This window comes from Martinezella multihospitum, from assembly GCF_900094585.1.
Lineage (GTDB): Bacteria > Pseudomonadota > Alphaproteobacteria > Rhizobiales > Rhizobiaceae > Rhizobium > Rhizobium multihospitium.
Map to the genome: position 1 here is coordinate 799,771 of NZ_FMAG01000003.1, position 14,402 is coordinate 814,172.

Below are 14,402 nucleotides of genomic sequence, written 5' to 3' on the forward strand. Positions count from 1 at the left end.
TCAATGACGCGCCGACCGCTCTAAACAGAAAGACAGGATCATGCCCCAGTCAGGAACGGCAGTTGCTGGTGATTCCCCTGCTCCGTCAGAGAACGTCTGGGACGTTATCCGTTGCGAGGCCGCCGAGCTTGCGACCCGCGAGCCGACGCTCGCTCCGTTGCTGCAGGCGCAATTGCTTGCCGGCAGCACCAATGCCGAAAGCCTCGCTAATATCCTGGCCGCCCGTCTCTGCGTCGTCAGGATCGAACATGGCGACATGCTTTCGCTTTTGTCCGATGTGCTCAAGCGATATCCCGCTATCCTGCAGGCAGTCGAAGCCGATCTCGTCGCGGTGCGCACCCGCGATCCCGCTTGCACCACCTATCTGCATGCGCTTTTGAACCTGAAGGGCTTCCATGCCCTGCAGACGCACCGCATCGCCCATGCGCTCTGGACCGAGGGCCGCACGGAAATCGCCAGCTGGCTTTCCAACCTCGTCTCGCTGGTCTTCGGCCCGGATATCCATCCGGCTGCCAGGATCGGCACGTCGATCATGCTCGACCACGGCTCCGGCATCGTTATCGGCGAAACCGCCGTCATCGAGGATGAAGTCTCCATCCTGCAGAATGTCACGCTCGGCGGCACCGGCAAGGAAAGCGGCGACCGTCACCCGAAGATCCGCCACGGCGTGATGATCGGCGCTGGCGCCAAGATCCTCGGCAACATCGAGGTCGGCGCCTTCAGCAAGGTTGCGGCCGGCAGCGTCGTGGTGAAGCCCGTGCCGCCGCATTGCACCGTCGCCGGCGTACCGGCTGTGGTCGTCCGCATCCACCGCGCCGATGAGATCCCGGCCGAGACGATGGATCAGAATATTTAGTTTTCATACTTGGGTGACCGGGGCCGCCTCGTCCTTCGAGGCTCCGCCCCCTTCGGCAAGCTCAGGGCGCTCCGCACCTCAGATGAGGCGGAGCAGGCCAACGCCCTAGGCCACAGCCCAAACGGCACAGACTAGCCCTCATGGTGAGGAGGCCCAAAGGGCCGTCTCGAACCACGAGGGCGGGTGGAGGCCCCACCCGTGACATAAGGTAGCATCGCCGCTTTCACCGACAGCCGCTCTCAAAAAGCCATCGGCACTCACTGCAGAATCAGCCCCTTGTCGACGCCATGCTCGGCAAAAGCAGAATCCCCTCCCCTCACCCTTCATGGAACTGTCATACTCCGTTGATAGCTCGAAAGGGTTCTCTATGCCCGGCGTGGCGCAACAGCGCCGGAGCAATGCCCCCCACTCGAAGAGGATGTCACCATGACCGGTCTTTCACGTCGTGCCGCCCTTGCTACCGGCAGCGCGCTCAGCCTTGTTTTGCTCTGTTCCGCCGCCGGCGCCGCCGATACCGCGCCGGCACCGAATACTGCAACACCCATCAAGCATCTTGTCGTTATCTTCCAGGAAAACGTTTCCTTCGACCACTATTTCGCGACCTACCCCAAGGCTGCGAACGTCGATGGCGAACCGGCATTCAAGGCAGCCGACAATACGCCGAGCGATATCAACACGCTCGCCAATGCCGGCCTTCTCGACACCAATCCGAACAAGACCAACACGGCAAACGGCGCCGATGCCGCAGCCCCTTTCCGGCTCGACCGCACGCAGGCGGCAACCCAGTCGCAGAACCACGGCTATACCGCCGAGCAGGCCGCCTATAACAATTTCGCCATGGACCTTTTCCCAGCCAATACCGGCAAGGGCACCAAGGGTGCGGCCGGCGCCTTCGGTACGAAGGGGCAGGTCATGGGCTATTACGACGGCAACACCGTCACAGCCTATTGGAACTATGCCCAGCACTATGCGCTGAGCGACAATTCCTTCTCCACCAATTTCGGCCCCTCGACCCCCGGCGCGCTGAACCTGATTTCCGGCCAGACCAACGGCGTCATCCTGCCACCCGGCTACACACTGGAAAGCGACGGCACCTATTCCAAGGGCCGCATCGTGCCGGACGGCAGTGGCGGCTGGACCGCGATCAGCGACTTCGATCCGACGGGCGACGTCTGTTCAGTCGGCCAGACGGCCCTGATGTACGGCAAGAACATCGGCGACATGCTGAACGAGCACAAGATCACCTGGGGCTTCTTCGAAGGCGGCTTCGATCTGACGCAGACCAATCCGGACGGCACGACGGCCTGCAAGCGCGCAACCACTTCGACTGTGACCAAGGTCAACAGCGCCGACTACATCCCGCATCACCAGCCGTTCCAATACTACGCCTCGACCGCCAACCCGACGCACGCACGCCCGTCTTCGGTGGCGGCGATCGGCACGACCGATGCGGCCAACCACGAATATGATATGACCGACTTCTATGCGGCGCTGAAGAACGGCAACGTGCCTGCCGTCAGCTTCCTGAAGGCGCCTGCCTATCAGGATGGCCATGCCGGCTATTCCGACCCGCTCGACGAGCAGGAATTCGTGACGCAAGTGGTCAACACCGTGCAGAATTCGCCGGATTGGAAAGAGACCGCCATCATCGTCCTCTATGACGATTCCGACGGCTGGTACGACCATGCCCACGCGGTCGTCAATCCGTCGAAGCTTCCGATCAAGGGCTATGACGTGCTGAGCGGCGACAGCTGCTCCACCGGCACGGCGCTCCCCGGCGTCAACGGACAGCCGGCGCAGGGGCGCTGCGGCTACGGCACCCGCCAGCCGCTGCTGGTGATCTCCCCCTACGCCAAAGTCAACTTCGTCGACCACACGCTAACCGACCAGACCTCCGTCATGCGCTTCATCGAGGATAACTGGATGGCCGGCGCTCGCCTCGGCGGCGGCTCCTTCGATGTGCTCTCAGGCTCGCTGAACAACATGTTCGATTGGTCCAAGGGCGATACGCCAAAACTGATCCTCGATCCGAAGACCGGCAACCAGGCATCGTAAAACTATAGGGAGGCGGAAATGCCCTTGCAGTTCAACCGCCGTCTCCTGCCGCTCCTTGCACTCGCGGGCTTCTCGCTCGCGGGTGCGGCTGCCGGCATGGCAAGCGAACCGGCCACCGACACTTCGGCCACTAACGGCTATGACGACCAAGCCCCGTTAAGCGCCGTGGCTCAGCTCGGCAAGAGACTGTTCTTCGATCCGTCGCTGTCCGGCGGCGGCCAGATGTCCTGCGCCACTTGCCACGATCCGGCCAACCACTATGCACCGGCCAACGATCTTGCCGTCCAGCTCGGCGGCCCGCACCTCGATCAGCCCGGCATCCGCGCAGTGCCGAGCCTCGCCTACAAGATGTCGACGCCGTCCTTCTCGATCGGCGAGGAAAGTACTGCCGACGAGGCCGCAGAGGCATCGCCGATGACCGAAGCATCGGGCGTGGCCCTTGCCAACGCCCCCGCCGCCGTCACCGGTCCGCTGACCGCCCAGGCCGTCGTCAAGGCCGATGCGGCAGCCGCAGCAAATCTCGTGCCGCAGGGCGGCATGTTCTGGGATGGGCGCGTCGATTCGCTGGAGGAACAGGCCCTGCAGCCGATGATCTCGCCCTTCGAAATGGCGAATGCCGATGCAGCCACCGTCTATGCCAAGCTCAAGAAGGGTTACGGCAAGGATATTTCGGCTCTTTTTGGCGACAATATCCTCAACGATCAGGACATGACGATCTCCGAGATCGGCTTCGCGCTTGCCCGCTATCAGGTCGAAGAACTCTCCTTCCATCCCTATAGCAGCAAGTACGATTATTATCTGCGCGGGAAAGCGGTGCTGACGGATGCGGAAGCCAGGGGATTAAAGTTGTTCGACGATGCGAACAAGGGCAATTGCGCCTCCTGCCATCTCGACAAGATGACCGGCGACGGCCAGATGCCGAACTTTACCGATTTCGAATTCGAGGCCCTCGGCGCACCGCGCAACCAGACCATTCCAGCCAATGCAGACGCGCACTATTACGACACAGGCATTTGCGGCCCGTTGCGCAATGACACCTATTCCGCCCAGCAGCAGAATTGCGGACTGTTCAAGACGCCGACACTGCGCAACGTCGCCACCCGCCGCGTCTTCTTTCACAATGGCGTTTACCGCACGCTGGAGGATGTGACCCGCTTCTATGTCAAACGCGATACCAATCCGGAGGAGATCTATCCGAAGGATGCGAGCGGCAAGGTGACGAAGTATGATGATCTGCCAGCGCAGTATCAGGCCAATATCGACGTCATCGACGTGCCGATGAACCGCAAGCTCGGCGATGCCCCTGCCCTGAACGACGCCGAGATCGCCGACGTCGTCGCCTTCCTGAAAACGCTCACGGATGGATACGACCCGGCAAGGGACAGCGTGAAGGCAGCCAAATAAAAAGGCCTCCACCCGAATGGGCGAAAGCCTTTTGGTACTTCAGGACTGTTCGTGCGCTTTAGGCAGCCTTCGCGATCGGTGGCTGTGCAAGCTTACGACCGCTAGCAACGATAATGCCGGCGGCACCGTCAAGCCAGCCGTCCTTCAGCTCGAGCGCGAGGAACCGATCGCGCTGGAACGGACCCGGCATGACGAGATGGCGGGCCTTGGAAGCAAAAAAGCCGAAGCGCTCGTAATAGGGCGCATCGCCAACGAGCAGGATCGCGCCGTGGCCACGCTTCTTGGCTTCCATGATGGCGGCGCGCATCAGTGCCGAGCCGATGCCCTTGCCTTCGTAGGCCGGATCGATGGCCAGCGGGCCGAGCAGAAGCGCATCGACGGGCCGGGTCTCGCGATCGACGCCGGCTTCGACGTTCCAGAGGCGAACCGTGCCGATGACATGGCCGGCGCGATCGCGCGCGACGAGTGCCAGGCCTTCGGCCGGAACGCGGCCATGGCGCAGCTTTTCCGACGACTTCTTGCGGCGGTCAGGACCCATGGCGCGATCCAGCAGGTTTTCGCGCGCAACGACATCGCCTGCGTTTTCCAGGTCGAGAGTGAATGTGGACGGCGCAAAGAATGCGCGGACAGAATCAAGAACAGCGGCCATCTTGGCCTCCCGTGCCCAATACCGTTATCAGCGGTGGTGACAAACTATTGTGAGGGTGCCGCCCCGGCTGGCTACGGGGGCAGCTTTGTCGAACTTCAGATCCTGACCGGACCTTAGATGATGTAGGCCTTCAACGGGTCGAAACCATTGAACGCCACAGCCGAGTAGGTCGTGGTGTAGGCGCCGGTGCCTTCGATCAGGACCTCGTCGCCAATGGTGAGAGACACCGGCAGCGGATAGAGGTTCTTCTCGTAGAGCACGTCAGCCGAATCGCAGGTCGGGCCGGCGATGACGCATGGTTCCATCTCGTCGCCGTCGCGCTCCGTGCGGATCGGGTAGCGGATCGCCTCGTCCATGGTTTCGGCGAGACCGCCGAACTTGCCGATGTCGAGGAAGACCCAGCGAGCGGCGTCGTTGTCCGACTTCTTCGAAATCAGGACGACTTCAGCCTTGATCACACCGGCATTGCCGACCATGCCGCGGCCCGGCTCGATGATCGTGTGCGGGATCTGGTTGCCGAAATGGGCACGCAGAGACGCAAAGATAGCCTTGCCATAGGCTTCAGCCGAGGGAACGTCGCGCAGGTACTTGGTCGGGAAACCACCGCCCATGTTGACCATCTGCAGGTGAATGCCCTGCTTGGCGAGCGAGACGAAGACGCGCTTGGCATCGGCAAGAGCATCGTCCCAGGCATCGACCTTGGTCATCTGCGAGCCGACGTGGAAAGACACCCCGTAGGATTCCAGACCGAGCTGATGCGCATAGACGAGAACGTCGACAGCCATCTGCGGGACGCAGCCGAACTTGCGCGACAGCGGCCACTCGGCACCCTCACCATCCGTCAGGACACGGCAGAACACGCGTGCGCCGGGAGCGGCACGGGAGATCTTTTCGACTTCCTCGTGGCTGTCGACGGCGAAGAGGCTGATACCGAGTGCGTGCGCACGAGCGATATCACGCTCCTTCTTGATCGTGTTGCCGTAGGAGATACGGGCAGCGGTCGCACCGGCATCGAGCGCCATTTCGATTTCAGCGACGGACGCGCAATCGAAGTTGGAGCCGAGGCTTGCGAGCAGGCGCAGCACTTCCGGAGCCGGGTTAGCCTTGACGGCGTAGTAGATGGCGCTGTCCGGCATGGCATGACGGAAGGCACGGAAATTGTCGCGGACGACGTCGAGGTCGACCACCAGGCAAGGACCATCCGGACGTCGGGTAGCGAGGAAATCGCGAATACGTTGCGTGGTCATGTCAATTCCCTTTCAAATTCCAAAAGCTCCGGGGAAGACCCAGAGGACAAAGGGCGACACTCATTCGCTCAGGAACCAGCCGGTGGAGACCCCGGTACCGTGCAAATGCGCGAAGCGCAGATAATGAACGAGTGCCGCAAGCGGCGCTAATTCGCTTTGTCTGCCATGGATTGGAGGGAATATCCCAACCGCACTTCCGGCAATGAAGGTGTGCCTCTTCAGTAACCCCGGCTGATGGAAAGCCGGGAGAGAACAAAAAGGCCCGCACCGTCGTTGCTTCAGATGTCCTCGCATTTTCCGGTTGGCCGGAATAGCGACTGGAGGGGTTAATTCCAGGTACCTTACCGATGACCTCACCTAATCGAGGGTCGGCGGACACCCACGGGCACGTGCGACTTTGGGCTGTTCGGGAAATAGGAATATTCGCCGTAATAATCAAGAAAATTTTTCAGCCATGCCCCAAAAAAATAATTGAACAAATCAAAGCATTTTGTTCAACATCCGGAAACAGTTAGCGGGAGGCTTCGCCATGGATACTTTGACCCGGATTCGCGCCTTTATCGACGTGGTCGAAGCCGAAGGATTTTCGGCAGCCGCCCGCAAGACCGGCCGCTCCAAGGCGCTGCTGTCGAAATATGTCCGTGAGCTGGAAGACGAGCTTGGCGCGCTGCTCTTGAACCGCACAACCCGCCAGTTCTCGATGACGGAGGCCGGCCATACCTATTATCGCACCGCCTCGGATATCCTGAAGGAGATCGACAACCTTGCCGATCTCGTGCGCGAGAACAATCAGCAGCTTAAAGGCCGGCTGCGCGTTTCCGTACCCCGCACCTTCGTCGATGCCGACGTCGGACAATCGCTGATCGACTTCGCCAAGGAGAATCCCGATCTCGCGCTGGAAATCTCCGCCGACGACCGTTTCGTGGATCTGATCGAGGAAGGCTTCGATGTCGCCGTGCGCATCACGAAGCTCGAGGATTCCGGCATGATCGCCCGCAAGATCTCCGACTTCCGCATCCATCTCTGTGCGACCCAGGCATTTCTCGACCGCTATCCGACGCTGGAGCATCCGACCGATCTGGCTCAAGTGCCCTTCATCATCGACACCAACACCCGTTCGCAGGGTAACATCCGCTTCGTCGATGCCGACAGCACCACCTTCAATGTCGCCATCAACGGCACGCTCGAGGTCAACAGCCCGCATGCGACGCTACGCGCAGCACTCGCCGATCTCGGCGTGGCCATCGTCCCGGATTTCATCGGCCGCAAGGCGATCGAAAGCGGGCAGCTGCTGACGCTGTTCAACGACTACCTGCCGACGGACCGTGGCATCTATGCGGTTTATCCGCACCGGCGCTATCTCCCGGCAAAGGTGCGCATCTTTGTGGACTACCTGCACAACTGGTTCCGCAAGAACGGGTGAATGCCCGAGGTTGGCCGACCGGTCCCAATTCCGTCTCATTTCCTGACCAGAAAACGAAGTGAATCAATGCTCACGAAACACATCGGACGCATGAGAAAATCCACGACTGTCTACGCTGTTGCCCTGACCGGCGGCCTGTTGCTTGCGCCGGCCGCGGCCTCGGCGCATCCGCATATCTTCGTGGAAGCTCGTCTGGAAGTGCTCGCCGGCGCGGATGGCAATGTACAGGAGCTGCGCAACGTCTGGCGCTTTGACGAGGTGTTCTCCTCCTCGGTGCTCATGGACTTCGACAAGAACACCAATCTGAAGCTCGATCCGGACGAGCTGAAAGAGGTCGGCAAGACCGTGCGCGAGTCGCTGGCGGACTACGACTATTATGCGAACCTGACGCTCAATGGCAAAACCATCAAGGTCGAGAAGCCTGACGTCATCAATGTCGACTTTCGCGACGGCCAGCTCCTGATGTTCTTCGCCGTCAAGCCGGCCGAACCGATGCCTCTTGCCAAGGGCAACAAGCTGAGCTTCGGCATCTACGACCCGACGCTCTATACCTCGATCGATTTCCCGAGCGACAACGAGCTGGTGACCGAGGGCGATGCCTTCAAAAGCTGTACGCACAAGGTCGTGCGGCCCAATCCGGATGAGGTGATTGCCGAGAACAGGTCGACGCTGACGGATGCCTTCTTCAACGATCCGACGGGGACGACCATGTCGAAACTCTTCGCAACGCGGATAGATGTGCAATGCTGACTTCGAGAATGAGGGTGCTCGTGCCGGCCGCAGCTATCGCCCTTCTGGCGGCAGCCGGTCTTGCCCATGCTGCCGGCTCGCCACTTGGCATCGGCACCGCCGAGCCGAGCTTCCAGCCGATGGGCGGGCCGCTTGCGCCGATCTTCCTCTACGTGAATTACGAGCAACAGGCCTTCTATCGCGCACTCACCAAGTCCATCGAAGCCATGCGCCAGGACCCATGGCAGCTCTGGACGCTGATCGGCCTCTCCTTCGCCTATGGCATCTTCCATGCCGCCGGCCCCGGCCACGGCAAGGCGGTGATTTCCTCCTACATGGTCGCCAATGAGATCGAGCTGAAACGCGGCATCGGCATCTCCTTCGTCTCCGCACTCATCCAGGGCCTCGTCGCCGTTCTCGTCGTCGGCGTCGCCTATTTCATTCTGCGCGGCTCCGGCATCACCATGACGATGGCCACCAACGCCATGGAGATCACGAGCTTCGTCATGGTCATCCTGTTCGGCAGCTGGCTTTTGTTCCGCAAGCTGCGGGCGATGATGCAAGATCGGGCGCAACGTCAGGAAATGCAGCTCGCGACATCGGCAGGGCCAATCAGCCTCTCGCTGTTCGAGGGGGCCGCGACGGGCACGGATTCGGCGAGAGGTTTTGCGCGCAGCGGCGCCGTCACGCCCGCTGCCGGCGGCTATCAATGCTACGATCCCGCTCATGCGACCGGCGACGGCGCCTACTGTGAGACTTGCGGCCACGCCCATCTTCCCGATCCGAAGATGCTGTCGAACGAAAAATTTAGTGCTCGCGAGGCCTGGTCTGCCATTGCCGCCGTCGGGCTGCGCCCCTGCTCCGGCGCGCTGCTGGTCATGACCTTCTCGATGCTGAACGGGCTCTATCTTGGCGGCCTGCTATCCGTCCTCGCCATGTCGATCGGCACGGCGCTGACCGTCTCGCTGCTTGCGATCATCGCTGTCTTCGCGAAAGGCACCGCCGTCCGCTTTACCGGCAAAGGCTCCAGACTTTCGGTTTGGGTGGGCAACAGTATCGAAATTCTCGGCGCGCTGCTCGTCATTTGCACGGGCATCATCCTGCTCGGCGCCTCACTGCAGAACTGAGCAATTTCCGAAGGTTCGGGAGAGCTTACGGCCCATTGCGCCGCTGATAGCGCGCCCGCATCCAGAAGACGAAGAAGAAGGCCAGGATGACGAGCACGCCAAAGCCGGTGCCGAGCCACGGCGAAATATCTCCGAGCCGGACGATGACGCTCGGCATCAGATAAAGCACGGCTGTCGCAACCAGCAAGATAACAGCGGCTGCAATCGCCGCCGAGCGGGTTTCGCTTTTCTTATCCGTCAATGTAGCCATCCCTGACGCCCTGACATGAGTTCAGGCGAAGGCTTAGGCCAGCTGCCGAGGAAAGGCAACCGGCCTATCCGTCAGAGCTGAACTTTGGCGCCGGCAACCGTCGCCTCGATATGATCGACCAGAGCATCGGCCAGACCGAGCCGTCCGGCCAAGAGATCGAGATAACCACGCTCAGCCCGCGAATCCGGCTCGATCGCCAACCGCGATGCAGTATAGACCTGCACGCGCTGTTCTTCCGTCTTCGCCGAGGCGACGATGGCATCGAGATCGACGGGATTGGCAAGTTCGCGCTGGAAGAAGGTTTCCGCCTCGGACCCGACGCCGGCCTCCTGCACCTTTCCGAGAATGCGCTGGCGCTCCATATCGTCGATATGGCCGTCGGCGCGGGCAGCCGCGATCATGGCCCGGACGAGAGAAAGCGTAAAATCATTGCTCGCAACGGCCGGCGCTGTGCTGAAACCGGAATCCGTTGGCGGCGGCAGGAACTGCGGCTCGGCCTGCGGGGCCGATTGCGGCGCCGGCTGCGGCTGATTGCCATCGCGGTAATTCTTGTAGGCCTGGTAGCCGAGCCCGGCGATGGCTGCGAGGCCGCCGAGTGCCAGCGCATTGCCTGCAACCTGGCGTCCGGTCTTCGTTCCAAGCAGCACGCCGGCAATCGCGCTCGTTGCCATCGGATTGTCCCTGGCAAGATTGATGGCCTGGGTTGCCCTGTCTTTCACGGTTCCCTGTACTCCCGGAACCTGCGATCCCAGGAATTGGTCAAGAAGCTTGCGGGCGTCGATCATATGGATGGTCCTCCGTCCTTGTGATGGTGAGAGGGAGATAGGAAGCGCAACCGCAAATACCAATCCGCAGAATGCAAAAAGGCGCGCAGAAGCCTGCGCGCCTTCGAAATCGACTGGAAACGGTCGCTCAGCCCTTGAGCGCGGCAGCCTCGGCGGCAAGCTTGGTGATCCCAGCCCAATCACCGGCAGCAACCAGCTCCTTCGGCGCGACCCAGGAGCCACCGACGCAGATGACGTTCGGCAGCGAAAGGTAGTCATGCGCATTCTTCAGCGAGATACCGCCGGTCGGGCAGAAGATCGTGCCTGCGAGCGGTGACGACAGGGCCTTGAGATAAGAAGCGCCGCCGGCCTGCTCTGCCGGGAAGAACTTGAGCACCGTATAGCCTTCCTCGCGCAGCGCCATGACTTCGCTTGCGGTTGCGGCACCCGGCAGCAGCGGCACGTGCGAGGAGCGCGCAGCATCGAGCAGTTCCTGCGTCGTGCCGGGGCTGACGATGAACTTGGAGCCGGCTTCGACAGCCGCGTCCCATTGCTTGACATTGAGGATCGTGCCGGCGCCGACTTCGGCACCCTCGACCTCATCGGCCACGGCGCGGATGGCGTCGAGCGCACCGGCGGTACGTAGCGTGATCTCGATGGCCTTGAGACCACCTGCAACAAGCGCCCGGGCGAGTGGCACGGCCGATTTCGCATCGTCGACGATCAGCACCGGAACGACGGGCTGCAGTTTCAGGATGGAAAGAAGCTTCTCGGTTTTCTCGCCCATGGTTGGCACACTTCCTTAAAACGATTGAAATCCGACTTTCGAATAGCCCTCCCGAAGGTGCTTGTCGAGACAAAAGCACGCTTTGGATACGACGGGTAGGAATTCGTCCTGACATACGATAGTCTAGTGTCATCTGTGCCGGTGGAGCATGTCAAACGCATGGCAAAAGAGATCGAGCGAAAGTTTCTGGTGCGCGGCGATCACTGGCGTGATTCCGTTTCGGAGCGGCTGATCCTGCGACAGGGATATATTGCCTCCATGGAAGGCCGTTCCGTGCGCATACGGCTGACGAACGATACGAAGGCGACCTTGACGATCAAGATCGGCAAGGCGATGACCAGGGACGAGTTCGAATATGAGATCCCGGTCGACGAGGCGGAGGAACTGCTGGAAACGTCGATCGGTCTCGTCATCGAGAAGACCCGCCACAAGGTGCCTTTCAAGGGATTTACATGGGAAGTGGATGTCTTCCGCGGTGCCCATCGCGGCCTCGTGATTGCCGAGGTAGAGATGGGGAAAGAAAGCGACAATCCGGAACTGCCGGACTGGATCGGACGCGAGGTAACTGGCGAATACCGCTATTCCAATCAGGCCCTCGCGACGCAGTTCGAGCAGGAGTACGATGAGCTATCGCATACGGCCTGACCGGGCGCTTGATGACGAGGTGCACAAAGCCGCCGCGCATCAACTCGGCAAGGCAATGGCCGAATTGACCGATAGACCGCAGGGCCTGCACGAAGCGGTTCACGCCGCCCGCAAGAACATCAAGCGCGTGCGGGCGCTCTATCGATTGATAGCTCCGATCGCGCGCGAATTTCAGCAGCGGGAAAATGACCGGCTTCGGGATATGGCCCGCACGCTTTCCGGCGTTCGCGACGCGACCGCGCTGATCGAGATTAGCCACTACCTGCAGGCAACCGCCGCATCCGCCGAAGAACTCCATGCGCTGACCCGCGTCAGCGATCTGCTGACCACCAGGCGCGACCATCTCGCGGCGGCAGAAACCGATCTCGAAGACAAGGCAAAGGCGGCAATCGCCACATGTGCCGAAGCGCGCGAGGCATTGAAGGAGGTATCCTTCGACTGCGGCCGGCGCGACACGGCCCGTCTTTTTCAGAAAAGCTGGCGCAAGAATGCCCGCAAGGCGATGCAGGCGCTGTCCGAATGCCATGCGGAAGCGGCGCATGTCGAGAGTTTTCATGACCTGCGCAAGCGTAGCCAGGACTACTGGATGCATCACATGCTGCTGCGCGATGTCTGGCCGGCCGCCATGCATGCCAAGCAGCTGGAGGCCAAGGCCTTGGTCGACGTGCTCGGCCGCTATCTCGACATGTCGATATTGGCCGATGTTGCGGACCGCGAGCCGCATCTCTTCGACAGAAGCGACGATCACGCCCGCCTGCTGGAAGCGATCATTGCCCGGCAGCAGACCGCGCGCGAGGAAGCGCTGAGCCGAGCTCGCTGGGTCTTTGCCGACAAGCCGGAGAACGAGGCGCGAACCATAAAGCACCTCTGGCTGGAGACAGCGGGCTGACGGAGCCCGCACGCACGGCTCAAGAGTTCAATCAGCGTGACCCGCCCATCACTTTAGGCACGCCACGCATCCGCCGAACCAAGCCCCACTTGCGCGAAATAACCTTCCAGCATCGCAATACCGTCAGCCGCAGCGATCGCGCCAATATATCCGTCCGGCCGGACAAGCACCCACTCGCCGGGGGATAGAGCATAGATGTCGCGAAGATAGCCCTCGGCGTCGACCATGTCGCCTGACCGGCCGAAAGTATGAATATGCAAGCTTGCACGCGGCGACACCGATCCTGGCTGCACCTCGTAGCCGAGCAATGTCCAATGCGCGCCTCGGAAGAGGTCGAACAGTCGTTTCGGCTGGCCGGCAACGCCGCGGATCGGCGCATCCGGAGCTCGGTCGCCAGCAGACAGACGGCCGCTGCGCCCAAGCGTTTCGAGCGCGAGCGAGGACGAAGGATAACCTATATCGAGCTGACGCACCTCGCGACCGCGACGCATATTGCCTTGCTTTTGAGCATCGAGAAGTTTTGTTGCCAGGCCGAGCATCCCTGCTGCGACCGGCTGGCGCTCCTCTTCATAGCTGTCGAGCAGCTGGTCGTCGGCTCCATTGGCGGCCGCAGCCAGCTTCCATCCGAGATTATAAGCATCCTGCACGCTGGTATTGAGGCCCTGGCCGCCGGTCGGCGGATGAATGTGGGCGGCATCACCGATGAGAAACACGCGGCCGACACGGTATCGATCGGCCAATCGGGCGTTCATGGTGTAGGCTGACGCCCACGAGACAGATTGGATACGGATATCGTCACGCTTGGTCCGCTCCGCCACCATGGCTTTCAGCCCTTCGGCAGAGAGGTCGATATCACCCTCGAGAGGGATCGGCCCCTGTATCTGGAACATCTCGGTCCCGGCAAGCGGGCAGAACATGATCTGCCGTGTCATGTCGTCTTCGTTGAAGCGATGCCAGGCATCGCGCGTGAGACCGGTCAAAATAACATCGGCCACGATGGCGCGAACGCCGAGGGTCTTGCCCGGAAAGTCGATACCAAGGGCATGGCGGACGAAACTGCGGCCGCCATCGGCGCCGACGAGCCAGCGCACGCGAAGAGTTTCCTCTCCAGCCTTGCCCGCGAGACGCGCCGTCACGCCGTTCGGATCTTGCTCAAAGCCAACCAACTCGCAGCCGAATTCTGGACTATGGCCAAGTTCGAGCAATCTCTCGCGCATCACCTTTTCGGTCAGGAACTGCGGTATCATCAGTGGCAGATGATAGGGCTCGGCGGGTGTCGGGTCCTGATGCTCAATGATTTCGGCCTCTGTAAAGCTGCCATCCTCACGATATCGCCGCTCAGGCGGATACATGCCGCCGGTCGCTACGATCCGATCGAGAATACCGAGATCCTCGAAGATTTCCTGGGTTCGCGGCTGGATGCCCTTGCCGCGTGAACCACGGAAAGGCCCGTCCATCTTCTCGATCAGACGGAAGGAAATGCCTCTTCGCGCCAGATCGATGGCCAGCGCCAGGCCGGCCGCGCCCGCACCGCAAATCAGCACATCGGCTGTAAATTGCTCTGTCATTTCTATCTC

At 61.2% G+C, this 14,402-nt stretch carries 14 protein-coding genes; 8 read left to right on the forward strand and 6 right to left on the reverse strand.

Going from position 1 to position 14,402, the window contains the following annotated elements; translation table 11 throughout:
• Positions 1-40: 40 nt before the first annotated feature.
• The 3 genes from cysE to GA0061103_RS15475 all read left to right on the forward strand — a co-directional run bounded on the left by cysE (position 41) and on the right by GA0061103_RS15475 (position 4,315).
• Complete coding sequence (gene cysE / locus GA0061103_RS15465) at positions 41-856, forward strand: serine O-acetyltransferase (RefSeq protein ID WP_092712528.1); 816 nt, start codon at positions 41-43, stop codon at positions 854-856.
• A gap of 426 nt (positions 857-1,282) precedes the next feature.
• The gene (locus tag GA0061103_RS15470) at positions 1,283-2,911 is read left to right on the forward strand and encodes a phospholipase C (RefSeq protein ID WP_092712530.1); all 1,629 of its coding nucleotides are present in this window, start codon (positions 1,283-1,285) and stop codon (positions 2,909-2,911) included.
• Between the two features lie 18 nt (positions 2,912-2,929).
• The gene (locus tag GA0061103_RS15475) at positions 2,930-4,315 is read left to right on the forward strand and encodes a cytochrome-c peroxidase (RefSeq protein ID WP_092712531.1); all 1,386 of its coding nucleotides are present in this window, start codon (positions 2,930-2,932) and stop codon (positions 4,313-4,315) included.
• 58 nt (positions 4,316-4,373) lie between these two features.
• On the opposite strand, the gene GA0061103_RS15480 is transcribed toward GA0061103_RS15475, so the two are convergent.
• Both GA0061103_RS15480 and odc2 read right to left on the reverse strand, forming a co-directional pair.
• Positions 4,374-4,964 (reverse strand): GNAT family N-acetyltransferase, encoded by a 591-nt coding sequence (locus GA0061103_RS15480; protein ID WP_092712533.1) that lies wholly within the window; start codon positions 4,962-4,964, stop codon positions 4,374-4,376.
• A gap of 113 nt (positions 4,965-5,077) precedes the next feature.
• Complete coding sequence (gene odc2 / locus GA0061103_RS15485) at positions 5,078-6,211, reverse strand: ornithine/lysine decarboxylase (RefSeq protein WP_092712535.1); 1,134 nt, start codon at positions 6,209-6,211, stop codon at positions 5,078-5,080.
• Positions 6,212-6,740: 529 nt separating this feature from the next.
• Between odc2 and GA0061103_RS15490 the strand changes: the two genes are divergently transcribed.
• The 3 genes from GA0061103_RS15490 (at position 6,741) to GA0061103_RS15500 (ending at position 9,490) form a co-directional block, all read left to right on the forward strand.
• Positions 6,741-7,634 (forward strand): LysR family transcriptional regulator, encoded by an 894-nt coding sequence (locus tag GA0061103_RS15490; protein WP_092712537.1) that lies wholly within the window; start codon positions 6,741-6,743, stop codon positions 7,632-7,634.
• A gap of 90 nt (positions 7,635-7,724) precedes the next feature.
• A complete protein-coding gene (locus tag GA0061103_RS15495; protein WP_167376591.1) occupies positions 7,725-8,384 on the forward strand; it encodes a DUF1007 family protein in 660 nt (219 codons plus the stop codon).
• Positions 8,378-9,490 (forward strand): nickel/cobalt transporter, encoded by a 1,113-nt coding sequence (locus GA0061103_RS15500; RefSeq protein ID WP_092712541.1) that lies wholly within the window; start codon positions 8,378-8,380, stop codon positions 9,488-9,490. Before GA0061103_RS15495 ends, GA0061103_RS15500 begins: the two co-directional genes overlap by 7 nt.
• Before the next feature lie 25 nt (positions 9,491-9,515).
• Here GA0061103_RS15500 and GA0061103_RS15505 read toward each other — a convergent pair whose 3' ends face one another.
• The 3 genes from GA0061103_RS15505 to GA0061103_RS15515 form a co-directional block, all read right to left on the reverse strand.
• Complete coding sequence (locus GA0061103_RS15505) at positions 9,516-9,740, reverse strand: hypothetical protein (RefSeq protein ID WP_092712542.1); 225 nt, start codon at positions 9,738-9,740, stop codon at positions 9,516-9,518.
• Between the two features lie 71 nt (positions 9,741-9,811).
• A complete protein-coding gene (locus GA0061103_RS15510; RefSeq protein WP_092712544.1) occupies positions 9,812-10,525 on the reverse strand; it encodes a tellurite resistance TerB family protein in 714 nt (237 codons plus the stop codon).
• Between the two features lie 127 nt (positions 10,526-10,652).
• Positions 10,653-11,291, reverse strand: coding sequence for a 2-dehydro-3-deoxy-phosphogluconate aldolase (locus GA0061103_RS15515; RefSeq protein ID WP_092712545.1), 639 nt, complete (start codon positions 11,289-11,291; stop codon positions 10,653-10,655).
• Between the two features lie 159 nt (positions 11,292-11,450).
• On the opposite strand from GA0061103_RS15515, the gene GA0061103_RS15520 reads away from it, so the two are divergent.
• Complete coding sequence (locus tag GA0061103_RS15520) at positions 11,451-11,936, forward strand: CYTH domain-containing protein (protein WP_092712546.1); 486 nt, start codon at positions 11,451-11,453, stop codon at positions 11,934-11,936.
• On the forward strand, positions 11,914-12,825 hold the full coding sequence (locus GA0061103_RS15525) for a CHAD domain-containing protein (protein WP_092712547.1): 912 nt from the start codon (positions 11,914-11,916) through the stop codon (positions 12,823-12,825). The genes GA0061103_RS15520 and GA0061103_RS15525 overlap by 23 nt, the downstream gene beginning before the upstream one ends.
• Before the next feature lie 53 nt (positions 12,826-12,878).
• On the opposite strand, the gene GA0061103_RS15530 is transcribed toward GA0061103_RS15525, so the two are convergent.
• Positions 12,879-14,393, reverse strand: a complete 1,515-nt coding sequence (locus GA0061103_RS15530; protein WP_092712548.1) for an FAD-dependent oxidoreductase — start codon at positions 14,391-14,393, stop codon at positions 12,879-12,881.
• Between the last annotated feature and the right edge of the window lie 9 nt (positions 14,394-14,402).